The sequence below is a fragment of the Caulobacter sp. SLTY genome (assembly GCF_009905535.1).
Classification (GTDB): domain Bacteria; phylum Pseudomonadota; class Alphaproteobacteria; order Caulobacterales; family Caulobacteraceae; genus Caulobacter.
In genome coordinates, this window is record NZ_JAAALA010000006.1 from 41,129 (window position 1) to 65,198 (window position 24,070).

The following is a 24,070-nucleotide window of genomic DNA, read 5'->3' on the forward strand; positions in this document are numbered from 1 at the left end:
GGGAGTTTCAGAGGGTTATGTAGTCCCTCCCTAACGGGTGTCGGTGGCCCTCTGTTTCACCCGCGCGATCACAGCCAGACTTACGTCGGCGGCGCCGGCGCTTTTGAGCGCCCGCGCGCAGGCGTCTGCGGTGGCGCCGGTGGTCAGCACATCGTCGATCAGCAGGATGCGCCGGCCCTCGATCAGCCGCTTGCGACCTGGCGGTACGGTGAAGGCGCCGGCCACGTTGCGCCGCCGGCCGGAAGCGGAACGGCCGCCCTGGCTGGCCGTGGCGCGGGGACGGATTAAGGCGTCGGGCAGATAGGTCAGGCCGCTGTCGGCGGCGAGCCGGCGGGCCACCTCGGCGGCCTGGTTGTAGCGGCGCGACAGCAGGCGCCAGCGGTGCAGCGGCACGGGGACCACCGCGTCGGCCTCGGCGATCAGGGTGGCGCCGGCCCGCGACAGCCAGCGCGCGAAAAGCGGCGCGAGATCAGTGCGGTCGGCGTGCTTGAGCTGGAGGATCGGCTCGCGACTGTGCTCGTCATAGAGGCAGGCGGCGCGGGCCCGGCCGAACTGATGGGGCCTCGCCTCGCAGGCCGGGCAGCGGCCGGGCGTCTCATACTCGGTCGGCATGCCGCAGCCGTCACAGACGGGCTCTTCGACGAACTGGATGCGAGACCACGCCTCCGCCGACAGTCCGCCGGTGAGGGCCGGGGAACCGTCCAGCGCCGTCGGCGGCAGAATGAGGTCGAGCAGGCGACGGCCGAATGCTTTAAAGCCCGGGCCGAGCAGAAGACGCCTTGCCTGGACTTCCCTGACCGCCATGACCGCCCCGCCCCTGCTGTTCGATCGCGCTCTGCATCGCCGGCGACTGGACCGCGCCGCCAGCGGCTACCATCACGCCGGTTTCCTCAAGGCGCGCGCCGCCGGCGACATCGTCCAGCGGCTGGAAGCCATCATGCGGCGGTTTCCCACCGCCGTCGACCTGGGGGCCCGCAACGGCGCCTTTCGCGCGGCGCTCGCCGTCAGCGACGCGGCGGAGAAGATCGACCTGCTGATCGAGACCGACCTGTCGGGGCGTATGCTGGCCGGGCGGACCGGTCCCCGTCTGGTGGCCGACGAGGAGCGTCTGCCCTTCGCGGCCGAGAGCCTGGACTTGGCGGTCTCCAGCCTGGCGCTGCACTGGACCAACGACCTGGTCGGCGCCCTGGTCCAGGTGCGCCGGGCGCTGAAGCCGGACGGCCTGTTCATCGGCGCCTTCCTGGGCGGGGCGACCCTGACCGAGCTGCGCCAGTGCCTTCTGGAAGCGGAGACCGAACTGGCCGGCGGGGCGGGTCTGCGCGTCTCGCCCTTCGCCGACGGTTTCGATGGGGCCGGGCTGTTGCAGCGCGCCGGCTTCGCGCTGCCGGTCAGCGACGTGGACCGGGTAACCGTCCGCTATTCCCACCCGCTGTCGCTGTTGCGCGACCTGCGGGCCATGGGCGAGACCAATGTGCTGTTCGAACGGCCCCGCGGGCCGCTGACCCGCCGGCTGCTCTTTCGCGCATTGGAGCTCTACGGACAGCGGTTCGCCGAGCCGGACGGCAAGGTCACCGCCAGTTTCGAGATCATCACGGTCACCGGCTGGGCCCCGCACGACAGCCAGCAGAGGCCCCTGAAGCCCGGCAGCGCCAAGGCCCGCCTCGCCGACGCCTTGAGGACGACGGAGCATAGCGCTGGGGAAAAGCCAGGTTAGATCGCCGCGTCGATCGCGGCCGACACCGATTCCATCACGCCGGTGGTCTTGTTGCCGAAGACGGTCACCGATGTGACGATCACCAGGAAGATCAGGGCGGCGATCAGGCCATACTCGATGGCGGTCGCGCCGTTCTCGTCACGCCAGAAGCGCTTCAGAGCAGATCGCAGAGCCAGGCGACCAGCGGCAGGTCCGCCGGCGGCATCGGGTACTGCGACATCTGGTTGGGCTTTACCCACGCCAACGCCTCATGCTCGCGCGCGGTGACAACCCCGTCCCAGCGCCTCAGCAGATACAATGGCATGAGTAGGTGAAACGAATCGTAACCGTGGGATGCGAAGACGAACGGCGCCAGGCAGGCGGCCTTGACGTCGATGTCCAGCTCTTCCTTCAGCTCGCGGATCAGGCAGGCCTCCGGCGTCTCCCCCGCCTCCACCTTGCCGCCCGGAAACTCCCACAGCCCGGCCAGCTGCTTGCCCTTGGGCCGCTGACAGATCAGCACCCGGCCGTCGGCGTCGACCAGGGCCGCGGCGGCGACCAGGACGATTGTCTTGTCGGTCATCAGCTTCGGTAGTCGCCGTTGATCGCCACGTACTGCTTGGTCAGGTCGCAGGTCCAGATCACCGCGTGGCCCCGGCCGACCCCGACATCGACGCTGACCTCCAGTTCCTGCTTCTTCATGTAGGCGCTCATCTTCGCCTCGCTGTAGTCGGCCGCTACCATGCCGTCTTGCGCGGCGACCAGCTTGCCGAAGCGGACGCTCATCTTCTCGCGGTTGACCGGCTCGTCGGCGCGGCCGACGGCCATGACGATGCGGCCCCAGTTGGCGTCCTCACCGGCAAAAGCGGTTTTCACCAGCGGGCTCTCTGCCACCGTCCGGGCGATCTTGCGGGCCGAGGCGTGGCTCTCAGCGCCGGTAACGTTGATCTTGACGAACTTGCTGGCGCCCTCGCCGTCGCGGACCAGCTGCAGGGCCAGGTCGAGCAACACCCCTTCCAGCTTCTCGCGGAAATCGGCCAGGCGCTTGTCGCCGGCCCGGTGAATCTTCGGCGCGCCCGACTGGCCTGTGGCGAACAGCAGCAGGGTGTCGTTGGTCGATCGGTCGCCGTCCACCGTCACCGCGTTGAAGGTGTTGCGCACATAGAGGCTGACCAGCGTCTGCAAGGCGCCTGGGGCAATATCGGCGTCGGTGGCCACGAAGGCCAGCATGGTCGCCATGTCCGGCGCGATCATGCCCGAGCCCTTGGCGATGCCGGCGATCCGCACCTTGACCCCGTCGATCTCGGCGACGGCCTGCGCCCCCTTCGGGAAGGTGTCGGTAGTCATGATGGCGCCGGCCGCCTCGGCCCAGCCGTCGGCGTGGAGCCTGCCTTCGACCTCGGCCAGGCGGGCGGTGATCTTGGCGTCGTCCAGCACCACGCCGATCACGCCGGTCGAGGCCATCATCACGTCGCGTTGGCGGCAGTCGAACCGCTTGCCGGCGGCGGTGGCCACGCGGCGCACGGCGTCGGCGCCGGGCTTGCCGGTGAAGCTGTTGGCGCAGCCGGCGTTGACCACCAGCACCCGCACGTCGGCGCCCTTGCTGGCGACCAGCTGGCGCTTGCACCAGTCGACCGGGGCCGAGCCGACGCCGTGGCGGGTGAAGACCCCGGCGGCGTTAGTTCCCTCGGCGAAGCGCATGACCAGCAGGTCTTCGCGCTCATGCTTGTAGAAGCCGGCCCGGGCAGTGGCGATCTCCACCCCGGCGACGGGGGCGATCTTCGGGAACGGCACGGCCAAAGGCGAGACGGCCAGACCGGGTTTGCCCGGCGCGGCGGCCGGCGCCTCGGCGACGGGTTCGCCGTCTTTCGGCGACCGCTTCTGAGTAGCGCGCTTGATCGCCGACGCCAGCGGGTCGAGCGCCCGTTCGACGGCGTGGCCGACGATCTCCGCCGGCTTGGCGGCGGCCTCCAACAGTTCCTTGGCGGCTGAGGTTTTGGTCGGCTTGCGGGTCATTTCTGCTGCGGCGTCTCGGACTTGGCAGGGGGTTGGGCGACCGGCGCGGTCGGCAGCGGGGCCGAGCCGGGCGCGGGCGGCGGCGCGGCCTTGGGGGGCGGGGCGTTGGCCGGCTCGCTGGGCGCGCCCGGCAGCTTCTGGCCCTTCGGCAAGAGGGTCTCGACCTTGGCCCCGCCACGCAGCTTTTCCAGCAGGTCACGGACTTGGCCGTAGGTCAGGAAGCGGACGATCTGCGGCCGCGCCGCCTCCAGGGTGATCGGCTCTTCGGGCCGCTTCTCATCGACCCGCACGATGGCCCAGCCGCCCTCGACCGCGAACGGCCCGACCAGCTGGCCCGGCTGGGCGGTCTTCAGCGCCGCCTGATACGGCGGGCTCATCATGTCCAGGGTGAAGTACCCTCCCATGTCTCCGCCGCTGAACCGGGTGGCGGAGTCGGTCGAGCGCTCCATGGCCATGGCGTCGAAGCTGGCGCCGGCGGCCAGCAGCTTCTTGATGTCCTCGGCGGCGGCCGGCGTGGCCACCACGATCTGGCGGGCCTTGTACTCCTCCGACTGGGCCGAAAGCTTCTGCTGCTCGCGATAGAGGGTCTGGATGTTCTCTTCGGTGACCGCCTTCTCGACCACGCTCTCCACCAGCATCGCGCCGAGGATCCGCTTGCGGGCGGAGGCCAGCCGGCGCTGAGCCAGCGGCCCCTTGTCGAGACCGAGCCGGACCGCCTCGGCGGCCAGCAGTTCCTGGTCGACCACCTGGTCGAGCACCTGGCGAAACAGGTCGGACTGGATGTCCAGTGGCTCGCCCTCGCCAATCTGGCCCTGGGCGACGGCTTCGCGCTTGACGTCGGAGGCCCAGATCGGCTCGCCATCCACCCGCGCCACGACGACGTCGCCGGTCTCGGGCGGCTTTTCGTTGATCGGCTTGTCGCCGCAGGCGGCGAGGCTGAGCGCCATAACAACGGCGGTCAGGGCGAACATCAGGCCGGATCGTCTGATCATGGGCGCTCCACGGATCGTCACCGGACCCGCTTACGGCCTTTCGGCGGCGAAGGAAACGGCGCGCCCGCCCCCAGCCGGACGAAACGGCGCATTCGCGGCGGTGGTCCTCAATCTGATCTTTACCGCGTCGTGGGAGAAGACCGGTCGTCAACCTGTCCAGCCGTGAGTCCGTCTGCCCGTGTTCAATGTCGACCCGAAGATCGTGCAGCGTATGACCCCGCATCTGCAGCGGGTGCTGATCGTCGACTCACAGGCGGCGTCTGTGAAGCTGTTGCAGGAGTTGTTGCGCAGCATCGTCCTGTGCCAGGTCTGGGCCGCACCCAGCGACGCCAAGGCGATTCAGGCCGCCCGCGCCTTCGATCCCCAGATCATCTTTGTCGAGCACGCCGGCCCGGAGCTGGATGGCGCCCGCCTGGCCCGCGCCCTGCGCCGAAGCGAGCTGCCCTGCCGCAAGGCTCCGATCATCATGGTCACCGCCGAGGCCACGGCCCAGGCGATCCTGGGCGCGCGCGACGCCGGCATTCATGAATTCCTGCGCAAGCCCTACACCATCAAGGACCTGATGCGGCGGCTGGAGGCCGTGGCGCTGAAGCCCCGCGACTGGGTCGAGGCGGTGCATTACGTCGGCCCCGACCGGCGGCGGTTCAACAGCGGCGAATACGTCGGCCCGCGCAAACGCCGATCCGACGCCCGCAAGACCCCCGACCAGGCCCGTATCGTTCAGGCCCTGAAGATCGTCCGCTCGGCCCTGGAAGCGGTGGAAAGCGACTGGCCCCAGGCCCGCCGCGCCCTGCTGACCCAGGCGGTGGACCTGCAGAAGGCGGCCGTGGCGGTCGGCGACATGAAGCTGATGGACGCCGCCGCGAGACTGAACCGCGCGGTCGGCGATACGCTGGATCGCGCCAGGCTGGAGCCGGCGGTGAAGGCAGTGATGGCCTTCCTGCCGAAGGAAGACACCGCGCAGGCGGCCTAGCCTCTTCCTGGAGGCAATTTGCCATAAAAATCCCCGTCATCCCGGAAGGCCGCGAAGCGGACTATCCGGGCCCAGGGGGTGCGTGATCTCGCTATCGAACGCAGCTTTGCGGACTGTGCGCGTCAACCCTGGATCACGGATAAGCGCTGCGCGCCTTCCCGGATGACGGGGTTGGTCTGATCGTCTCGCCTAGGGACGGCGCCTATGCGTCGACCAGATTGCGGTCACGGGCCGCGGCCTGCATGGCCTTCTGCAGCTTCTCGAACGCCCGCACTTCGATCTGGCGAACACGCTCGCGGCTGACGCCGTATTGGGCGGCGAGTTCTTCCAGGGTGGTCGGATCGTCCTTCAGGCGGCGCTCGGTCATGATGTGACGCTCGCGGTCCGACAGCTCGGCCATCGCCTCCTGCAGCAGGCCCATGCGCAGCGACTTTTCCTCGCTGTCGGCCAGTTCGGTTTCCTGGGACACCTGGGTGTCGTCGGCCAGCCAGTCCTGCCATTCTGCGTCGCCATCGACCCGCATGGGGGCGTTCAGCGAGGCGTCCGGACCCGACAGGCGCCGGTTCATCGACACCACCTCCGACTCCTGCACGCCCAGCTTGGTGGCGATGCTGGTCACGTGCTCGGGCAGCAGGTCGCCATCCTCGAACGCGCTGATCTGGCTCTTGGCCTTGCGCAGGTTGAAGAACAGCTTCTTCTGCGCCGCGGTGGTGCCCATCTTCACGAGCGACCAGCTGCGCAGGATGTATTCCTGGATCGAGGCGCGGATCCACCACATGGCGTAGGTGGCCAGGCGGAAGCCCTTGTCCGGCTCGAACTTCTTGACCGCCTGCATCAGGCCGACGTTGCCCTCGGAGATCACTTCCCCGATCGGCAGGCCGTAGCCGCGGTAGCCCATGGCGATCTTGGCGACGAGGCGCAGGTGGCTGGTCACCATCCGGTGGGCCGCCTCCGGGTCCTGGTGTTCCTTCCAGCGCTTGGCCAGCATGAACTCTTCGTCCCGCGCCAGCATCGGGAACTTGCGGATTTCGCTGAGATAGCGGGACAGGCCGCCATCGGGCGACATGACCGAGAGTGATGCGGTAGCCATTGTTCTTTTCTTTCCCCTATCGGCAGGCGCCTTTGGGTCCACCCAAGATCGGCATGGACCACCCCGCCCCCGTTCCAATGGTTCACATAGGAACCCGTTGCGACCTTTCAAAGGCCATGACGCGTTTGTAATCCTGAGCGCGGGAGTCAGGTATCGAAAAGGCCTGGGTGGGTTGTCAGAAAAGATGGAGGGGACTGGTTCGACGCGAAGCGGCGTACCTGTCCCCGGTCAGCACGGATTGTCGGGACCGCGGGATCCAACCGACCGGATCCCAATGCCTGGAGCGCGCCTGAAGGTTGCCGCCGGCGCTGACCGGGGACAGGTAGCCCGCTGCCGCGGGCAACCAGCCCCCTAGAGTTCGCCAAGCCCCGCCTCCAACGCCGCCATGTCCGCCGGCAGGGGGGTCTCGAAGCGCAGCCTCTCGCCCGTCACCGGATGGACGAAGCCCAGCACGGCCGCATGCAGCGCCTGCCGCGCCAGCCCCGCCGCCTCGATCACCTCCCGCACCGCCATCGCCGGGGCGCTGGAGCCATAGACGGGGTCGCCCAGGCAGGGGCTGCCCTTGCTGGCCAGGTGGACGCGGATCTGGTGAGTGCGGCCGGTCTCCAGCACGCAGCGCACCCGCGCCGCCAGCGGCTTGGCCCCGCCGAACGTCTGCTCCACCGCATAGTGGGTGATCGCCTCGCGGCCGCCGGACTTCAGCACGGCCATCTTCTTGCGGTCGTTCGCGCTACGGCCGATCTGGGTCTGGATCGTGCCGTTCGCAGGGCTCGGCGCCCCCCGGGTGAAGGCGATGTAGGCCCGGTCGATGTCGTGGGTGGCGAACAGGGCCGACAGGCCGGCGTGGGCGGCGTCGGTCTTGGCCGCAACCATCACCCCGCTGGTGTCCTTGTCCAGCCGGTGGACGATCCCCGGCCGCGCCACACCGCCGATCCCCGACAGGCTATCGCCGCAATGATGCAGCAGGGCGTTGACCAGAGTGGCGCCGGGGGTGCCGGGCCCCGGATGGGCGGCCATGCCGGCCGGTTTGTCGACCACGATCAGGTGGGCGTCCTCGAACAGCACCGTCAGCGGAATGGCTTCAGGTTGCGGATCGGCCGCCACCGGCGGCGGGATCAACAGCTGATAGAGGCCGGCCGCCGCCTTGGCCGAGGCGTCGGTCAGCACCCGCCCCTCGCGGCTGACCAGCCCGGCCGCCATCAGCGCCTGGACCCGGCCCCGCGACAGCTCCGGCGCCAGGTCGGCCAGCACCTTGTCCAGCCGCCCGCCGGCCTGCGTCACCTCGACAGTGCGCACGCCCAGGTCTTCCGCCAGCGGATCGTCATCCTCGGTCATCGCCGAGGGCTAGCGCATCAGGGCCGCGCTGCGCCAGCGCCGCGATCGAGCCAGGCGCGTCCGATGGCCCGCAACCCCTTTTATTTCCCCGAATTCGCGATTTCGTCGTGACAGCGTCACGCGACGATCCTACCCAGACTGATCACTGTTCAGGTTCGAGGGGATACGAACTATGACGCCGTCATACCGCCGCCTGCTGCTCGCCGCAGCGGGTCTTTCCGCCATGATCTGCGCGACGACCGTCCAGGCGCAGGAGGCCCCGGCCACGGACGTGGTCGAAGAGGTCATTGTCACAGCCCAGAAGCGCGAACAGGCTGCGGTCGATGTGCCGATGTCGCTGACCGCCTACAGCGGCGATCGGCTGGAATCGCTGGGGGTCGAGGATTTCAACGACCTGTCGCTGTTCACCCCGGGCCTGGAGGTCCAGGACCAGTCGCCCAACAACCCGGGCTTCGTGGTGCGCGGCATCACCTCGGACGACACCAGCAGCTTCGCCGAAGCCCGCGTCTCGGTGTTCCAGGATGGGGTTTCCATTTCGAAGGCGCAGGGCAGCTATGTCGAGCTGTTCGATCTGGAGCGGGTGGAAGTCGCTAAGGGACCCCAATCCACCCTCTACGGCCGCGGCGCCCTGATCGGGGCGATCAACGTCATCCAGGCCAAGGCCAATCCCGCCGGCTTCGACGCCGCGCTGAAGGTCACCGGCGGCGATTTTGGGCTCATGCAGCTCGACGGCATGATCAACCAGTCCTTCGGCGAGGTCTTCGCCATCCGCCTGTCCGGCCGTTGGCGCGAGCGGGACGGCTATGTCGACAACCTGCTGGGCGGCGAGGATTTCCAGTCGGTGAACAGCGCCGCCTGGCGCTTAGGGATGGCCTATGAGCCCAACGACGCCTTCCGCGCCGACCTGCTGGTCAACTGGCAGGAGGACCGCGCGGCCGGCACCGCCTTCAAGTCGCTGCGCTACAACCAGACCGACCCGACCACGGGCGCCCTGCTGGACGGAACGGGCGTGCGCGACGGCGCCGCGCTGGCTGCCCCGGCCGGCTTCATTGGCGGCCCGCTGGGCGTCGACCGCACGGTGCAGGGCGCGACCGCCCTGGTCAGCTGGGACTTCTCCGAGAGCTTCACCTTCAACTCCATCACCGCCTACCGCGAGTTCGACAGCCAGGAGAGCTTCGACGCCGACGGCCTCTCCCTGCCGCTGCTGACCGGCCTGAACGACGCCCAGAACGAACAGTTCAGCCAGGAATTCCGCGTCAACTTCGACAACGGCGGCCGGTTCAAGGCCTTCGCCGGCCTCTCCTACTTCAAGGAGTCCAGCGACAACTTCATCCCGCTGCAGTTCGACGAGCGGGTTGGCATCGCCCTGCTGGCCGGTCAATTGAACGCCGGCGCCGCCGGCTCCGGCCTGCCCGCCGACACCCCGGCGCCGCTGGCCTTTTTCGGCAACACCGCCTTCACGGGGGCCCTTGTTCAGGGCGTGGTGGCCAGCGTCAGCGGCGGCAACACCCTGCTGTCCAACACCCAGGCCCAGGCGATCGCCACCAACCTGCGCTCGAACCACGTCGAGGCGGTCTCCACGACCAGCGACCTGGAGGCCTGGGACTTCTTCGTTGACGGCACCTTCGAGATCACCCCGAAGTTCGAGATCTCGGTCGGCCTGCGCTACACCATGGACGACAAAGAGACCGGCTTCGGCTCGGCGACCATCGGCGGCCGCAGCGTGCTGGGGGGGACCATCGGCGCGGCCCAGCTGTCCGGTCAGGCCGGCCAACTCTCCGCCCAGGCCACCCAGCTGACCACCCAGGGCAATGCCCTGATCGCCACCGGCGTGCCGGCCAACGTCACCCAGGGCAACGCCCTGCTGGCCCAGGCCGCCACCCTGAACGGCCAAGCGACCGCCCTGAACGGCCAGGCCAGCGCCATCTTCGGCGCCCTGGCCAGTCCCTTCGTCCAGGCCATCCCCGAAAGCCTGTTGCCCAACTTCGGCCTGACCTTCCAGCCGACCCCGAACAACGGCGACCTCTACAAGGTCAGCCACGAGGACAAGAGCTTCACCTGGCGCCTGGTCGGGCGCTACGCGGTCAGTGACGACATCAACCTCTATGCCTCCTACGCCCGGGGCCGCCTGCCGGAAGTCCTGGCGGTCGGCGCCCCCGGCACACCCGGTATGCCCCCCCGTTTCGACGCCCTGGCCGCCGAGACGGTTGACAGCTACGAGGTCGGCGCCAAGGCGGCCCTTCTGGACGGCCGGCTGCGGCTCGACGGCGCGATCTACTTCTACGACTACAAGAACTTCCAGACGGTCGAGCAGCAGGGCACGGTGTTCGTGATCACCAACGCCGGCGCCGCCGACGCGTACGGCTTCGAAGGCTCGCTGGACTGGCGGGTGGTTCCGGGCCTGAACCTACTGGCCACCTACGGCTACAGCCACGCCCGGTTCTCGGAAGGAGCCTATGAGGGCAACAGCTTCCGCCTGTCGCCCGACCATACTTTCTCGTTGGCCGCCAGCTGGAGCTTCGACGCCCTGGGCGGGACCTTCAACATCCGGCCCAGCTACACCTGGCAGTCGGAAGTCTTCTTCGAGGATGACAACGACCGCGCCGTCTTCCAGCAGCCGCCGGCCGCCTTCGTCGCCGACAATATCCAGGACGAGCGGCAGGACGCCTATGGCCTGGTCAACCTGCGAGCCAGCTACAAGCCGGACGGTACGAACGTCACCGTGGAAGTGTTCGCCACCAACCTGACCGACGAGGACTACATCATCGACGCCGGCAACACCGGCGACAGCCTCGGCCTGCCGACCTTCATCCCGGGCGCCCCCCGGATGGTCGGGGCGAGCCTGGGATGGAAGTTCTAGGACGCTGGACAAAATCCTCCTCCGGGCTTTGCGCGGGGGAGGGGGACCGCGCGCGAATACGCGCGTGGTGGTGGGGGCAGCGCCGGCCCGTGGGGGTGGCCGCATTCTGGCGCGGCCGTTGACGCCGGCGTTCAGGATAAACCCTAGACGCCGGCGCTGCCCCCTCAGACCGGCGCGTATTCGCGCCGGCCAGCTCCCCCAGAGGGGGAGCGACTGACGTCGCTTACTTCCCCGTCGCCTCCTCTTCCCGGCCGGTGATCGAGCCCTCGGTGAACAGGTATTCCTTCAGCTGGTCGTCGAACTCCTTGTCGGCCCGGCGGATCCACTCCAGCGCCATGGCCGCGTGCTCGATCTCCTCATGGGCGTTGTGCAGCAGGATCTTGCGCAGCTCCTCATCGTCACAGTCATCCGCCCGCTGACGGTACCAGTCCACCGCCTCCAGCTCCTCGATCAGCGAGGAGATGGCGTAGTGCATATTGAGGGTATGGCTTTTCAGCTTCTCACGGGGGACGTGAAGACCTTCGCTGGACACTGTCATCTCCTTGTTGCCTGATAGGTATCAGACAGCCGTAAGAGCGAAGGTCAAAGGGGGAGTTCCATGAGAATCGACAGACGCCGTCTGTTGGCCGGTTTCGGCCTCGGCGCGGGCGCCATCGCCGGGCGCGCGGGCGCCCATGACGGCCATGCTATGGGCGCCTTCAAGCATGGCGTCGCCTCGGGCGATCCCCTGCAGGACCGGATGATCTTCTGGACCCGCCTGACGCCGCACGACGGCCACGGGCTGGAGGACATCGAGGGCGATCTGCGCATCGCGACGGACGCCCAGCTCGGCAAGATCGTCAAGACGGTGAAGGTGGCCGCGGCCGCCGATCGGGACTGGACGGTCAAGGCCGACGTGACCGGCCTCAAGCCCGGCGTGGAGTACTTCTACCAGTTCCACTTCGGGAAGACCGCCTCCCCGATCGGCCGGGGCCGCACCCTGCCCAACGGCAAGACCAGCGATGTCGTGCTGGCCGTGGCCAGCTGCTCGCTGTTCGTCCAGGGCTATTTCAACGCCTACCAGGCCATCGCCGAGATGGACCGCGTCGATGCGGTGCTGCACCTGGGCGACTACATCTATGAGTACGGCGCGGACGGCTATGGCGGCGACTCGCCGGTAGCCAAGGACCGGCCGCTCGATCCGCCGCATGAGATTGTCACCCTGGCCGACTACCGCCGCCGGCATGCCTGCTACAAGGCTGACCCGCAGCTGCAGGCCGCCCACGCCCGCGCTCCCTGGATCGTGGTCTGGGATGACCATGAAACCGTCAACGACGCGTGGATGGGCGGGGCCGAGAACCACACCCCCGCCACCGAGGGCGACTGGGCCACGCGCAAGGCCGCCGCCCTGAAGGCCTATTTCGAATGGATGCCGATCCGCGAGGGCAAGGCGCCGGAGGCCATCAACCGGTCCTTCCGGTTCGGGGATCTGGCCACGGTGATAATGACCGAGACCCGGCTGACGGCGCGCAACCTGCCGCTGGACCTGGAAAAGGACCTGGTCGGCCCGGACGGCAAGCCGGACTTCCGCGGCTTTTACGCCAAGCTGAAGGACCCCGGCCGCACCTTGATGGGCCCGGCCCAGGAAGCCTGGCTGGGGGATGAGCTGAAGCGCTCGGTCGGCGCCGGCGAGACTTGGCAGGTGATCGGCAACCAGATCGTCATGGGTCGGGTGATGAACCCCAACATAAAGGCCAAGATGGGCGAGCAGGCCTTCAACGCCATGCTGGCCAAGCTGCCGGACTTCGTGGCCAAGCCGGTGGCCATGTCCTCCCAGCTCAGCTTTACCGACATTCCGGTCAACCTCGACCAGTGGGACGGCTATCCCGCCGCCCGCGAGCGGGTCTACGACCTATTCAAGGCCGCCAAGGCCCGGCCCATCGTCCTGGCCGGAGACAGCCATTCCTTCTGGGCCAACGAGCTGCACGACAACGCCGGCCAGTATCTGGCCGCCGAGTTCGGGACCACCGGCGTCACCAGCCCCGGCTTCGCCGACCTGATCCCCGGCGCGCCGTTGGGCGAGGCCCTGGTCGATCGCAACAAGGAGGTGAAGTTTGCCGACTCCGCGTCGAAGGGCTTCGTCAAGCTGACCCTGACCAAAGACAAGGCGACGGCCGAGATGGTGGCGGTCTCGACCATCCAGGCCCGAGAGTTCGACACCAAGACGGTAGCGACCTTCACGGTGAAGCCAGAAGGCTCGGGGGTCAGCCGGCTTAGTTAGGGCCGCTCGACCAGGGCGCCGTCCTTCACCGCCCGGTAGAAGCACGACCGGAACCCGACGTGGCAGGCGCCCCCGTCTCCTTGCGGCCGCACCTTGAGCAGCACCGCGTCCTGGTCGCAATCGAGGCGGATTTCGGTGACGACCTGCAACTGGCCGCTGGTCTCGCCCTTCTTCCAGAGCGCGTTGCGCGAGCGGCTGAAATAGTGGGCCTCGCCCGTGTCGAGGGTCAGGCGCAGGGCTTCATCGTTCATCCAGGCCAGCATCAGCACCTCGCCGGTGTCGGCATGCTGCGCAATGGCGGCGATCAGGCCGGCCGCGTCGAAGCGCGGGGCGACGACGCTCCCGCGCTCCAGGCCTTCGGTATCAGGGGCGGTGGAAAACACCTTCCCCTCCTTGGCGGATCAGCGCTTGGCCATCTCGACGAACGAGAGGAACCGGTCGCGCAGGTTGTTGTCGGTCTTGAACACGCCACGGAACTGGGTGGTGATGGTCGAGACATTGCGGTGGTGCACGCCGCGGGTGGTCATGCACTGATGCTCGGCGTCGATCAGGATGGCCACGCCCGCCGGCTTCAGGCTGTCACAGATCGCGTCGGCGATCTGCTGGGTCATGGTTTCCTGGGTCTGCAGCCGCTTGGCGAAAATCTCCACCACCCGCGCCAGCTTGGAGATTCCCACCACCCGGTTGGTCGGCATGTAGGCGACATAGGCCTTGCCGAGGAAGGGAGCCATGTGGTGCTCGCAGTGGCTCTCGACCTCGATGTCCTTCAGGAAGACGATGTCGTCATAGCCCTGCACGTCCTCGAAGATCCGCGACAGTTCCTTGCCGGGATCGGCCGTGTAGCCTTCGAACCACTCGCCATAGGCGTCGACCACCCGCTTGGGCGTATCGATCACGCCTTCGCGGCGGGGGTCGTCGCCGGCCCAGGCGATCAGGGTGCGGACCGCCTCCATGGCCTCTTCGCGGCTCGGACGCTTTACGGGTTCAAGATCAAGGCCGGAGGCGGCCAGGGTTCGCTCGGTGATGGCGTCCATGTCGAAGGAAGGTCCCTTGAGGCTGAGTTGCGCCGGAACGACGATCGTTCCGGAATGACGCGTGCCACCTCAACTGAAGTCCCGGAGGCCGTGGCCTCCCTGGGTGACGACAGCTATATGGGACGGCCGTGTATGCGGGCAAGCCGCTACGTCGCGTAACCGACCTCAGAAAAACTGTTCAGATGACCCTCAAGCTGTACGACACCATGGCCCGCAAGAAGCGGCCCTTCGTTCCCGCCAACGATAAGCGTGTGACGATGTATGTCTGCGGTCCCACGGTCTATGGCTATGCCCATATCGGCAACGCCCGGCCGGTCGTGGTCTTCGACGTGCTGTTCCGCCTCCTGCGCCATCTCTATGGCGAGGACCACGTCGTCTATGCCCGCAACGTCACCGACGTGGACGACAAGATCAACCTGAAGGCCGCCGAGGAAGGCGTCGAGATCGGGGTGATCACCGACCGCTACCTGGCCGCCTATCTGGAGGACATGGATGCGCTCGGCGCCCTGCGCCCGACGCACCAGCCAAAGGCCACCGACTACATCGCCGAAATGGTCGAGATGATCGCCGGCCTGATCCGCAACGGCGGGGCCTATGAGGCCGAGGGCCATGTGCTGTTCGACACGCAGGCCGCGTCGAACTACGGCGCGCTCTCCGGCCGGTCTCTGGACGACATGATCGCCGGCGCCCGGGTCGAGGTCGCTCCCTACAAGCGCAACCCGGCCGACTTCGTGCTGTGGAAGCCGTCCAAGCCGCACGAGCCGCGCTGGCCCTCCCCCTGGGGCGACGGCCGTCCCGGCTGGCACAGCGAATGCTCGACGATGATCGAACAGGTGCTAGGCCTGCCGATCGACATCCACGGCGGCGGCATCGATCTCGTTTTCCCGCACCATGAGAACGAGCTGGCTCAGGCCAGCTGCGCCCACCACGGCGCCGAGTTCGCCCGCTTCTGGCTGCACAACGGCTTCCTCGACATGGACGGGGAAAAGATGAGCAAGAGCCTGGGCAACGTGATCATCCCGCACGACCTGCTCAAGCGGGTGCCGGGCGAGGTGCTCCGCTGGGCCTTGCTCAGCGCTCAGTACCGCCAGCCCCTCGACTGGACCGAAAGCCTGATCGAACAGAGCCGCAAGGCCCTGGACCGCCTTTATGGCGCCCTGCAGGACGCCGCCCGCGAGGTCGGGACCGGCCGTCCCGGTCCCGAGGCCGGCGAAGGCGTTGAACAGGTCACCTACGCCCTGCTCGACGACCTCAACACGCCCAAGGCGCTCAGCGGCCTCTTCGCCCTGTCCGACGCCCTTCGCGCCGCCCTGACCGCCGGGGACAAGACCGCCATCGCGGCGGCCCGCGACGATCTGGTCACCGCCGGGGCCATCCTGGGCCTGATCCAGAAACCGGCCGCCGAATGGTTCCAGGGCGCCGCCGACGAAGGGCTGAAGGAAAAGGTCGAGGCCCTGCTGGTCCAGCGCGCCGAAGCCCGCGCCGCCAAGGATTGGCCGAGCGCCGACCGAATCCGCACCGAACTCGACGACCTCGGCGTTGTGGTCATGGACGGCCCGCAGGGGGCGACCTGGCGGATGAAGGAGGCGGTCTGATGCGTATCGAGCACCGCATCGGCATCCAGGCCGACGCCGACAGCATCTGGGAGGTGCTGTCGGACCTGGAGCACTGGGGCGACTGGAACCCACTTTATCCCCGGGCCGCCGGGATCATCCGCATTGGCTCCGTTCTGGACATCGACGAACATGTGCCGGGCCTGAAGGTCCACAACATCCGGCCCACCGTCCTGGACTGGGCGCCCTATGATCATATCCACTGGCGGACGGCGATGTGGCGCGGCTGGGTCAACGCGACCCGGTTCATGGAGATCGAGGAGCTGACCAAGGGCAGCTGCATTTTTTCCAACGGCGAGATCTTCTCAGGCCTGCTGGTCGACTTCGCCGTCCCCCGCGCCATCCGCCCGAAAATCCGCCAGGGCTTCGAAGCCATGAGCGAGGCGCTGAAGGCCGAGGCCGAGAAGCGGTGGCAGGCCAGTGGCCGGGCCCCCAGATAGCAGCAAGATGCTCGACGACCTCTATAGCGCCCGGATCCTAGGCTTGGCCGCCAACATGCCGCGCGCCGGACGTCTGGCCGCGCCGCAAGGATCCGCCGAGCGGACGGCAAAGCTGTGCGGCAGCCGGATCGTCGTCGATCTGAGCCTTGATGACGCCGGCCGCGTCGCCGACTTCGCCCAGGACGTCCAGGCCTGCGCGCTGGGCCAGGCCGCCGCCGCCGTGCTCGGGGAGAACGTGATCGGGGCGACCCGTGACGAAATCGCCACGGCCCGCGACGCATTCCATGCTATGTTGAAACAGGGCGGACCCCCGCCCGAAGGACGTTTCAAGGACCTGGCCGTGTTGCAGCCCGTCAAGGACTATCCCGCGCGTCACGCTTCGAGCCTGCTGGCTTTCGAGGCGGCGCTGGCGGCTGTCCAACAGGCCCAAGCCCGAACTAGCGGCGCCGACGCGGCTTGATCCTGCGCCTGCGCGTGGGATAAGCGCCGGGTTTCGTTCACCCATATCAGCGTCGGCATGACCCTCTATGAACGCAGCGTCCGGCTGGCGCACCGCGCCTACAAGCTGACGCTGTCCCCGTGGATCGGGCGCCAATGCCGCTTTCTTCCGACCTGTTCGGACTACGGCCGCGACGCGCTGATCCAGCACGGCCCGATCAGAGGCGGTTACCTGACCGTCCGCCGGGTCTGCAGATGCCATCCCTGGGGAGGTTCGGGCTACGACCCCGTCCCTCCGCCGAAAAGAAAATGCGAAGTGTCATGATCGACCTGAAATTTCCCGACGGCAGCGTCCGTCAGTATCCCGAAGGCAGCAGCGGCCGCGATGTGGCCGCCGCCATCTCCAAGTCGCTCGAGAAGCGCACCCTCCTGGTCCGCCTGGACGGCAAGCTGATCGACTTCGATCGCCCCCTGCCCCACGGCGGCGCGGTGGAGTTCGTCGACCGCAATGACCCCGACGCCCTGGACACCATCCGCCACGACGCCGCCCACGTGCTGGCCGAGGCGGTACAGGAGCTGTTCCCCGACGCTCAGGTGACCATCGGCCCGAACGTCGAGGACGGATTCTACTACGACTTCGCCCGCGACGAGCCCTTCTCGACGGACGACTTCGAAGCCATCGAAAAGCGCATGCGCGAGATCGTCGACCGCGACGAGAAGATCACGCGCGAGGTCTGGGACCGCGACGAGGCCATCGCCCACTTCGAAAGCATCGGCGAGAAGTACAAGGCCCAGATCATCCGTGACCTGCCGGGCACGGACGAGATCACCGTCTATCGCCAAGGGAACTGGAAGGACCTCTGCCGGGGCCCTCACCTGCCCTCGACCAAGCATGTCGGCAAGGCTTTCAAGCTGACCAAGCTGGCCGGCGCCTACTGGCGCGGCGACCAGAACAACGCCCAGCTTCAGCGCATCTACGCCACGGCCTGGGCCAGCGACGAGGACCTTGCGGCGCACCTCAAGCGCGTCGAGGAAGCCGAGAAGCGCGACCATCGCAAGGTCGGCAAGGCCATGGACCTGTTCCACATCCAGGAAGAGGGCAAGGGCATGGTGTTCTGGCATCCCAAGGGCTGGACGCTCTATCGGGTGCTGGAAAACTACATGCGCCGCATGACCGAGGCCGGCGGCTATGTCGAGGTCAAGACGCCCCAGGTGCTGGACCGCTCGCTGTGGGAGAAGTCCGGCCACTGGGAGAAGTTCGGCCACGCCATGTTCACCTGCGAAACGGACGAGGGCGAGAGCCTGGCCGTCAAGCCGATGAACTGCCCCGGTCACGTGCAAATCTTCAACGTCGGCCAGAAGTCCTATCGCGAGCTGCCGTTGCGCATGGGCGAGTTCGGCAGCTGCCACCGGTTCGAGCCGTCGGGCGGCCTGCACGGCATCATGCGGGTGCGGGCCTTCACCCAGGACGACGGCCACATCTTCTGCCGCGACGACCAGATCGAGAGCGAGACGACGACCTTCGTCAAACTGCTCTACCAGGTCTACGAGGACCTGGGCGTGGAGCTGCACAGCGTGAAACTGGCCCTGCGGCCGGAACTGCGCGCCGGCACGGACGAGGTCTGGGACATCGCCGAGCAGAAGCTGGAGCGGGCCGCGATCGCCGCCGGCATGACGGTCGAGATGCTGCCGGGCGAAGGCGCCTTCTACGGCCCCAAGCTCGAGTTCCACCTGAAGGACGCCATCGGCCGCACCTGGCAGTGCGGCACCCTGCAGCTCGACTTCGTGTTGCCCGAGCGGCTGGACGCCGAATACGTCGGCGAGGACGGCCAGAAGCATCGCCCGGTGATGCTCCACCGCGCCATCCTCGGCACCTTCGAGCGGTTCCTCGGCATCCTGATCGAGAACTACGGCGGGGCCTTCCCCCTGTGGCTGTCCCCGGTCCAAGCCGTGGTCGCCACCATCACCTCGGACGCCGACGACTTCGCCCAGGCCACGGCGGCGAAGTTCAAGGCCGCCGGCCTGCGGGTCGAGACCGATCTTCGCAACGAGAAGGTCGGCTACAAGATCCGCGAGCACAGCCTGGCCAAGGTGCCGGTGATCGCCGTGGTCGGCCGCAAGGAGGCCGAGGAAGGCAAGGTCGCCATCCGCCGGCTGGGCTCGCAGGACCAGACCATCGTTACGGTAGAAGAAGCCATCGCCCTGCTGACGGCGGAAGCCACCCCGCCTGACCTGAGGCGTTGATCGAAAGACCCGCGTCGCCTCCTCGGCGGCGCGGGTCGCGACCACGACATACCTCAAATGGGGATAGGCGCCCCCTGCCCCCTTGTTCACGGTTCCCTCGCCGCGTGGGGCGGTGCGTGGGGGACAGTGCATGTCGCGTCAGATTTTCGCCGCCAACGACGGGGTCAACGGCATCGAGCTGTGGATCACCGACGGAACGGAAGCCGGCACGGTCCTGCTGGCCGACATCAATCCCGGCGCGGCCAGCAGCTCGCCGGCGAATTTCATCCTGGTCGGCGGCCGCATCGTCTTCACCGCCACCTCGGCGGCAGGCGGATCGGAACTGTGGGTCACCGACGGCACCGCCCTCGGGACCTTGCAGCTGCGCGACATCCTTCCGGGCGCCTCCAGCTCCAGCGTCGCCAACCTCACCCTGGTCGGCGACAAGCTGTTCTTCACCGCCAGCGACGGGACCAGCGGCGTCGAGCTCTATGTGACCGACGGCACGATGGATGGCACCTTCAGGGTCGCCGACATCAATCCCGGCTCGGGTTCCGCAAGCATCGCCAACCTGCAGGTCCTGGGTGACAAGCTGATCTTTCGGGCCGCCACCAGCGCCACCGGCGTCGAGTACTGGGTGTCCGACGGCACGACCGCGGGGACGTTCCAGCTTCTGGACATGCGGTCGGGCTCGGCCTCGTCCAGCCACAGCAGCTACCGACTGGCCGGAGACAAGCTCTATATCGTCGCCAGCGAGCCGACCTATGGCCAGGAGCTGTGGGTCACCGACGGCGTCACCCTGACCCGGCTCACCGACATCAACGCCGGCTCAGCCAGCAGCAGCATCAGCGTCAGGGAAGAGGTCGGCGGGCGCCTCCTGTTCCTGGCCAACAACGGCAGCGGCAATTCGCGCCTGTGGTCGACCGATGGCACGGTCGCGGGGACCCAGGCCCTGGACGCGGCGGCGGGATCGGCGGCCGCCTACTACCAGCAGTTCACCGCCTTCGCGGGCAAGGTCGTCTACGTCTTCCAGGAGCCGGGCCTATCAGCCAGCGAGCCCTGGATCACCGACGGGACGGCGGCCGGCACGATGCGGTTGAAGGACGTCTTTCCCGGCGCCACCGGCTCGCAGGCCCAGCAGTTCACGGTCGTCGGCGATCGCCTCTGCTTCACAGCCACGGACGGCGCCGCCGGCTTCGAGTTGTGGGTCACCGACGGCACGACGGCGGGAACCCAGCGGCTCGCCGACATCGCGACCGGGACTGCCGACGCCTTCCCTTCCGGCTATGTCGGGATGGGGGATCTAGTCTTTTTCAGCGCCCAAACCACGGCCGAAGGTCGAGAGCTGTGGGTGCTGGACACCACCACCGGCTCCGCCGCCCTGGTGAAGGACATCGCCGCCGGCGCGACCGGATCGTCGCCGTTCATCGTCGGGGTGATCGGGGACCGACTGGTCTTTACCGCCAATGACGGCGTCAACGGCGGCGAGCTGTGGTCCACCGATGGGACCGAGGCCGGAACAGAACTGCTCTCCGACGCCTCCGCCGGCAACGGCGGCTCCGTGACCAACAAATTCTTCGTTGGCGACCGGATCGTCATGACCATCGACAGCGATCGCTACGGCCTGGAGCTGTGGGCCACGGACGGCACGGCCGCAGGCACCCATCTGCTGCTAGACGCCCAGACGGGCATCAGCGACGGCGCCTATACTAACTTCCTGATCGACGATGGCCGGCTCTACTTCACCGTCACCACCCTTGATGGCGGATCCGAGCGCTGGTCCACCGACGGAACCGTGGCGGGCTCGGCCATGGTACGGGACATCAACGCCACCGAAACCCTCGGCGCGGCCGTCACGCTGCAGGCGTTCGGCGAGGTGGCGGGCGGCTATGTCTTCAAGTCCTCGACCCCGGCCACCGGCCTCGAGCTCTGGTTCACGGACGGCTCCGGTTCGCCCGCCGTCCTGCTTGCGGAGATCGAACCGGGGCCGCTCAGCCCGGGCTCCTTCGGCGAACCGGTCGCGGCCGGCGGCAAGCTGTTCTTCCTGGCGGAGAATGACCTGCAGGGCCGCGAGGTCTGGGTCACCGATGGGACGCCGGCCGGCACCCATATCGTCGCCGATATCGCCCCGGGAATCGGCGATGGCGTGATCAATGGCGGCCTGACCGCGATCGGCGACAAGGTGTTCTTTTCGGGCTATTCGGCTGGCGACTATCGCCCCTGGATTTCAGACGGCACAAGCGCGGGCACCTTCAGCCTGGGTGAGCTGATTCCCAGCCAGGCCGAGGCTGTCGTCTACATCGAACGCGTGGTCGCCCTGGGTGACCACATCATCTTCACCACCTGGGACAACTACAACGGCGCCATGCAGCTGTGGACGACCGACGGCACGGTCGCCGGCACCGTTCACCAGGCCATGATCAGCGACAGCAGCCTGGTGGTCATGGGCGGCAAGGCCTACTTCGCCGGCATCGCCGCCGGGACTGGCGGGGAGTTGTGGGTCACGGACGGGACGACGGCCGGCACGACGCTGGTCAAGGACATCTGGTCCGGCGCCTCCAGCGGCTCGCCCCGCGATCTGGCCGTGGTCGGCGACCGGATCTTCTTCTCGGCCTCGTCCAGCTCGACCTCCGGCTCCGATCTGTGGATGTCCGACGGAACGGCGGCTGGCACCATGCTGGTGCGCGATATCGCCTCGGGTTCGGCCAGCTCCTCTCCCGAGGGATTCGACTCCGCGACCGGGGCCTACATCGGACTGCCGAACGGCAAGGCCATCTTCTCGGCGACGACCGCCGCCAATGGCCGCGAGCTCTACGTCACCGATGGGACCTCGGCCGGCACGTTGCGGCTCAGCGACATCGTCAGCGGCGCCGGCAATGGGTTCTCCGGTCTTCGCGACTACGAATACAAGCTGGTCGGCAATAAGCTGTTCTTCATCGGCTCCACGTCGGCCGCGGGCGCAGAGCCCTGGGTGACCGACGGCACGGCGGCCGGAACGCTGCTGCTCAAGGACATCTACAGCGGCGCCAATCCCAGCAACGTCCATTCCTGGGCCGCATTGAACAACAAGGCGCTGTTCCTGGCCACCAGCACGACCTCCGGCACGGAAGTCTGGGTCAGTGACGGGACTGCGGCGGGCACCACCGTCCTCAAGGAAATCGGCACGGGCTCGGACAGCGGTTTCGTCTCCGGCCTGACCGTGCTGGGCGACCGGGCGGTGTTTTCCGCCCGCAGCACGGCCGAGGGGCAGGAGCTGTGGGTCACCGACGGGACGACCGCGGGAACCCAGGTGATCGACCTCAACGTCGGCGGCGGCTGGTCGAGCTCGACATCCTTCGTCGTCTTCAACGGCCTGATCTATTTCGCCGCCTCCGCCTCGACCACGGGAAGCGAAATCTGGAAGACCGACGGCACGGTCGCCGGCACCAGCGTCGCCTTTGAGCTGACGGCCGGAACCAGCGGGTCCGGCATCACGTCCCTGATCGTCGCCGACGGCCGGCTGATGTTCATCGCCTCGGCGGACGGCGTTGGGCAGGAGGTGTGGACCAGCGACGGCACCCTGGCCGGGACCCATCGGATCACCGAGACCAGCACCCCGAACAGCGCCTCTCCCACAGGCGCGATCCTTCTGCCTGGTCTTCCCACCCCGGTCGGCACGCCCGGTGACGACAGCCTGACCGGCGGCGGCGCCGCCGAGACCATCAACGGCCTGGCCGGCGAAGACATCCTCTACGGCATGGGCGGAGACGACATCCTCGACGGCGGCGATCTGGCTGACCAGCTCTACGGCGGCGATGGCCTCGACGACCTGGTCGGCGGCTCTGGCGGCGACCTGCTCGATGGCGGCGCCGGGGCGGACGAGATGAGCGGTGGGGCCGGCGGCGACACCTATGTGGTCGATGACGCGGGCGATACCGTCATCGAGCTGGACGGGGGCGGGTCCGACCGGGTGCGGGCGGCCATCGACTTCACCCTGTCACCCTTCATCGAGAACCTGCAGCTGACCGGCACGGCCGACCTCAACGGCACGGGCAACGCCCTGGCCAACCAGCTCGACGGCAACGCCGGCGCCAACACCCTCAGCGGCGGCGGCGGCAACGACCTCATCCGCGGCAATGGCGGACTGGACGAACTGGGTGGAGACGACGGGGCCGACCAGCTGCTGGGCGGCGATGGAAACGACGAGCTGTACGGCGGGGAGGCCAACGACATCCTCCAGGGCGGCGCCGACAGCGACACCCTCTACGGGGGGGCGGGTGTCGATAACCTGGATGGCGGGACCGGCGAGGACGTTCTCTATGGCGAGGCCGGGGCCGACCAGATCCAGGGCGGCGACGGCAATGATCAGCTGTTCGGCGGGGCCGACAACGATGTGCTGCGCGGCGGCGCCGGGACCGACACGCTCAGCGGCGGGCTCGGGGACGACACCTTCTATGTCGACAGCAACGAAGACAGCCTGGTCGAGGCCGCCGGCGAGGGAACGGCCGACACCGTCCGCGCCTCGGTCGGCTGGACCCTGGCCGACCATTTCGAACGCCTGGTCCTCGAGGGGACCGGCGATATCGCCGGGACCGGCAACGCCGTGGCCAACCAGATCACCGGCAACGGCGGGGCCAACCTGCTGTCGGGCGGCGGCGGCAATGACAACATCAACGGCGGCTTGGGCGACGACACCATCCTGGGCGATACCGGCGCCGATATCCTGACCGGCGGCGGCGGGGCCGACAGCTTCGTGGTGCTGCAGGCGTCAGTCTATTCCAGTGCCGCCCCGGCGGGTCGCGCCCTCGAGACGGACGTCATTACCGACTTCGTCGCCGGCGTCGACCGCATCGACCTGTCCGCGATCGACGCCATCGCGGGCGGAGCGGACAACGCCTTCACCCTGGTCGGCGTCTTCGACGGTCAGGCTGGACGGATGACCCTGCAGTTCGCCGCCGGGACGACCACCCTGTCGCTCGACATCGACGGCGACAGCAGGGCCGACTACCTGCTGCGGATCAACGGAGACGTGCGCGGCGATACGGCTGGGTGGCTGCTCTAGAGGCGGCAGTCGGTCGCGGGAGTCTTCACCACCGGTTAAGGCGGTCGGCCCAGAATCGGCAG

At 67.9% G+C, this 24,070-nt stretch carries 20 protein-coding genes; 10 read left to right on the top strand and 10 right to left on the bottom strand.

Annotated features, from left to right (window positions below; translation table 11 throughout):
- Positions 1-30: 30 nt before the first annotated feature.
- Positions 31-804, bottom strand: coding sequence for a ComF family protein (locus tag GVN21_RS04710; RefSeq protein WP_166573566.1), 774 nt, complete (start codon positions 802-804; stop codon positions 31-33).
- Between GVN21_RS04710 and GVN21_RS04715 the strand changes: the two genes are divergently transcribed.
- Complete coding sequence (locus GVN21_RS04715; protein ID WP_166573567.1) at positions 803-1,714, top strand: methyltransferase domain-containing protein; 912 nt, start codon at positions 803-805, stop codon at positions 1,712-1,714. The two genes, GVN21_RS04710 and GVN21_RS04715, sit on opposite strands and share 2 nt — an antisense overlap.
- On the opposite strand, the gene GVN21_RS04720 is transcribed toward GVN21_RS04715, so the two are convergent.
- From GVN21_RS04720 to GVN21_RS04735, 4 genes are read right to left on the bottom strand one after another with little or no spacing between them, the layout of a single operon-like run.
- Positions 1,711-1,884 (bottom strand): Flp family type IVb pilin, encoded by a 174-nt coding sequence (locus tag GVN21_RS04720; RefSeq protein WP_166573688.1) that lies wholly within the window; start codon positions 1,882-1,884, stop codon positions 1,711-1,713. The two genes, GVN21_RS04715 and GVN21_RS04720, sit on opposite strands and share 4 nt — an antisense overlap.
- The gene (locus GVN21_RS04725) at positions 1,869-2,276 is read right to left on the bottom strand and encodes a (deoxy)nucleoside triphosphate pyrophosphohydrolase (protein WP_166573568.1); all 408 of its coding nucleotides are present in this window, start codon (positions 2,274-2,276) and stop codon (positions 1,869-1,871) included. The genes GVN21_RS04720 and GVN21_RS04725 overlap by 16 nt, the downstream gene beginning before the upstream one ends.
- A complete protein-coding gene (argJ, locus tag GVN21_RS04730; protein ID WP_166573569.1) occupies positions 2,276-3,709 on the bottom strand; it encodes a bifunctional glutamate N-acetyltransferase/amino-acid acetyltransferase ArgJ in 1,434 nt (477 codons plus the stop codon). Before argJ ends, GVN21_RS04725 begins: the two co-directional genes overlap by 1 nt.
- A complete protein-coding gene (locus GVN21_RS04735) occupies positions 3,706-4,701 on the bottom strand; it encodes a peptidyl-prolyl cis-trans isomerase (protein ID WP_166573570.1) in 996 nt (331 codons plus the stop codon). The genes argJ and GVN21_RS04735 overlap by 4 nt, the downstream gene beginning before the upstream one ends.
- 211 nt (positions 4,702-4,912) lie before the next feature.
- Between GVN21_RS04735 and GVN21_RS04740 the strand changes: the two genes are divergently transcribed.
- Positions 4,913-5,674: a response regulator gene (locus GVN21_RS04740; RefSeq protein WP_166573571.1), complete on the top strand. Its 762-nt coding sequence runs from the start codon at positions 4,913-4,915 to the stop codon at positions 5,672-5,674.
- Between the two features lie 202 nt (positions 5,675-5,876).
- Here the strand turns inward: GVN21_RS04740 and rpoH are convergent, their stop codons facing one another.
- Positions 5,877-6,764 carry an RNA polymerase sigma factor RpoH gene (gene rpoH / locus GVN21_RS04745; protein WP_166573572.1) on the bottom strand — a complete coding sequence of 296 codons (888 nt, stop codon included), beginning with the start codon at positions 6,762-6,764 and terminating at the stop codon, positions 5,877-5,879.
- 351 nt (positions 6,765-7,115) lie between these two features.
- Positions 7,116-8,099 (bottom strand): RluA family pseudouridine synthase, encoded by a 984-nt coding sequence (locus GVN21_RS04750; RefSeq protein ID WP_166573573.1) that lies wholly within the window; start codon positions 8,097-8,099, stop codon positions 7,116-7,118.
- A gap of 172 nt (positions 8,100-8,271) precedes the next feature.
- On the opposite strand from GVN21_RS04750, the gene GVN21_RS04755 reads away from it, so the two are divergent.
- A complete protein-coding gene (locus tag GVN21_RS04755) occupies positions 8,272-10,959 on the top strand; it encodes a TonB-dependent receptor (RefSeq protein ID WP_166573574.1) in 2,688 nt (895 codons plus the stop codon).
- Between the two features lie 223 nt (positions 10,960-11,182).
- Here GVN21_RS04755 and GVN21_RS04760 read toward each other — a convergent pair whose 3' ends face one another.
- Positions 11,183-11,491: a ferritin gene (locus GVN21_RS04760; protein WP_166573575.1), complete on the bottom strand. Its 309-nt coding sequence runs from the start codon at positions 11,489-11,491 to the stop codon at positions 11,183-11,185.
- 66 nt (positions 11,492-11,557) lie between these two features.
- On the opposite strand from GVN21_RS04760, the gene GVN21_RS04765 reads away from it, so the two are divergent.
- The gene (locus GVN21_RS04765; RefSeq protein WP_166573576.1) at positions 11,558-13,219 is read left to right on the top strand and encodes an alkaline phosphatase D family protein; all 1,662 of its coding nucleotides are present in this window, start codon (positions 11,558-11,560) and stop codon (positions 13,217-13,219) included.
- Here GVN21_RS04765 and hisI read toward each other — a convergent pair.
- Together hisI and folE are read right to left on the bottom strand one after the other, a co-directional pair.
- Positions 13,216-13,602 carry a phosphoribosyl-AMP cyclohydrolase gene (hisI, locus tag GVN21_RS04770; RefSeq protein WP_166573577.1) on the bottom strand — a complete coding sequence of 129 codons (387 nt, stop codon included), beginning with the start codon at positions 13,600-13,602 and terminating at the stop codon, positions 13,216-13,218. The two genes, GVN21_RS04765 and hisI, sit on opposite strands and share 4 nt — an antisense overlap.
- 18 nt (positions 13,603-13,620) lie before the next feature.
- Entirely contained in the window at positions 13,621-14,253 is a 633-nt protein-coding gene (gene folE / locus GVN21_RS04775) for a GTP cyclohydrolase I FolE (protein WP_166573578.1), read from the bottom strand.
- 182 nt (positions 14,254-14,435) lie between these two features.
- On the opposite strand from folE, the gene cysS reads away from it, so the two are divergent.
- The 6 genes from cysS (at position 14,436) to GVN21_RS04805 (ending at position 24,008) form a co-directional block, all read left to right on the top strand.
- Complete coding sequence (gene cysS / locus GVN21_RS04780; protein WP_166573579.1) at positions 14,436-15,848, top strand: cysteine--tRNA ligase; 1,413 nt, start codon at positions 14,436-14,438, stop codon at positions 15,846-15,848.
- Positions 15,848-16,306 (top strand): SRPBCC domain-containing protein, encoded by a 459-nt coding sequence (locus tag GVN21_RS04785; RefSeq protein ID WP_166573580.1) that lies wholly within the window; start codon positions 15,848-15,850, stop codon positions 16,304-16,306. Before cysS ends, GVN21_RS04785 begins: the two co-directional genes overlap by 1 nt.
- Positions 16,307-16,313: 7 nt before the next feature.
- Positions 16,314-16,766, top strand: a complete 453-nt coding sequence (locus GVN21_RS04790) for an iron-sulfur cluster assembly scaffold protein (protein WP_166573581.1) — start codon at positions 16,314-16,316, stop codon at positions 16,764-16,766.
- 57 nt (positions 16,767-16,823) lie between these two features.
- Entirely contained in the window at positions 16,824-17,069 is a 246-nt protein-coding gene (gene yidD, locus GVN21_RS04795) for a membrane protein insertion efficiency factor YidD (protein ID WP_166573582.1), read from the top strand.
- A complete protein-coding gene (gene thrS / locus GVN21_RS04800; RefSeq protein WP_166573583.1) occupies positions 17,066-18,988 on the top strand; it encodes a threonine--tRNA ligase in 1,923 nt (640 codons plus the stop codon). Before yidD ends, thrS begins: the two co-directional genes overlap by 4 nt.
- A 130-nt stretch (positions 18,989-19,118) precedes the next feature.
- The gene (locus GVN21_RS04805) at positions 19,119-24,008 is read left to right on the top strand and encodes an ELWxxDGT repeat protein (protein WP_166573584.1); all 4,890 of its coding nucleotides are present in this window, start codon (positions 19,119-19,121) and stop codon (positions 24,006-24,008) included.
- The last annotated feature ends 62 nt before the right edge of the window (positions 24,009-24,070 follow it).

What these genes read in the sequence shown, in the direction of transcription:
- GVN21_RS04715 (WP_166573567.1), top strand. Translation starts at nt 803, where the DNA reads ATGACCGCCCCGCCCCTGCTGTTCGATCGCGCTCTGCATCGCCGGCGA.
- GVN21_RS04710 (WP_166573566.1), bottom strand. Translation starts at nt 804, where the DNA reads ATGGCGGTCAGGGAAGTCCAGGCAAGGCGTCTTCTGCTCGGCCCGGGC.
- GVN21_RS04725 (WP_166573568.1), bottom strand. Translation starts at nt 2,276, where the DNA reads ATGACCGACAAGACAATCGTCCTGGTCGCCGCCGCGGCCCTGGTCGAC.
- argJ (WP_166573569.1), bottom strand. Translation starts at nt 3,709, where the DNA reads ATGACCCGCAAGCCGACCAAAACCTCAGCCGCCAAGGAACTGTTGGAG.
- GVN21_RS04735 (WP_166573570.1), bottom strand. Translation starts at nt 4,701, where the DNA reads ATGATCAGACGATCCGGCCTGATGTTCGCCCTGACCGCCGTTGTTATG.
- GVN21_RS04740 (WP_166573571.1), top strand. Translation starts at nt 4,913, where the DNA reads ATGACCCCGCATCTGCAGCGGGTGCTGATCGTCGACTCACAGGCGGCG.
- rpoH (WP_166573572.1), bottom strand. Translation starts at nt 6,764, where the DNA reads ATGGCTACCGCATCACTCTCGGTCATGTCGCCCGATGGCGGCCTGTCC.
- GVN21_RS04750 (WP_166573573.1), bottom strand. Translation starts at nt 8,099, where the DNA reads ATGACCGAGGATGACGATCCGCTGGCGGAAGACCTGGGCGTGCGCACT.
- GVN21_RS04755 (WP_166573574.1), top strand. Translation starts at nt 8,272, where the DNA reads ATGACGCCGTCATACCGCCGCCTGCTGCTCGCCGCAGCGGGTCTTTCC.
- GVN21_RS04765 (WP_166573576.1), top strand. Translation starts at nt 11,558, where the DNA reads ATGAGAATCGACAGACGCCGTCTGTTGGCCGGTTTCGGCCTCGGCGCG.
- folE (WP_166573578.1), bottom strand. Translation starts at nt 14,253, where the DNA reads ATGGACGCCATCACCGAGCGAACCCTGGCCGCCTCCGGCCTTGATCTT.
- cysS (WP_166573579.1), top strand. Translation starts at nt 14,436, where the DNA reads ATGACCCTCAAGCTGTACGACACCATGGCCCGCAAGAAGCGGCCCTTC.
- GVN21_RS04785 (WP_166573580.1), top strand. Translation starts at nt 15,848, where the DNA reads ATGCGTATCGAGCACCGCATCGGCATCCAGGCCGACGCCGACAGCATC.
- GVN21_RS04790 (WP_166573581.1), top strand. Translation starts at nt 16,314, where the DNA reads ATGCTCGACGACCTCTATAGCGCCCGGATCCTAGGCTTGGCCGCCAAC.
- yidD (WP_166573582.1), top strand. Translation starts at nt 16,824, where the DNA reads ATGACCCTCTATGAACGCAGCGTCCGGCTGGCGCACCGCGCCTACAAG.
- thrS (WP_166573583.1), top strand. Translation starts at nt 17,066, where the DNA reads ATGATCGACCTGAAATTTCCCGACGGCAGCGTCCGTCAGTATCCCGAA.
- GVN21_RS04805 (WP_166573584.1), top strand. Translation starts at nt 19,119, where the DNA reads ATGTCGCGTCAGATTTTCGCCGCCAACGACGGGGTCAACGGCATCGAG.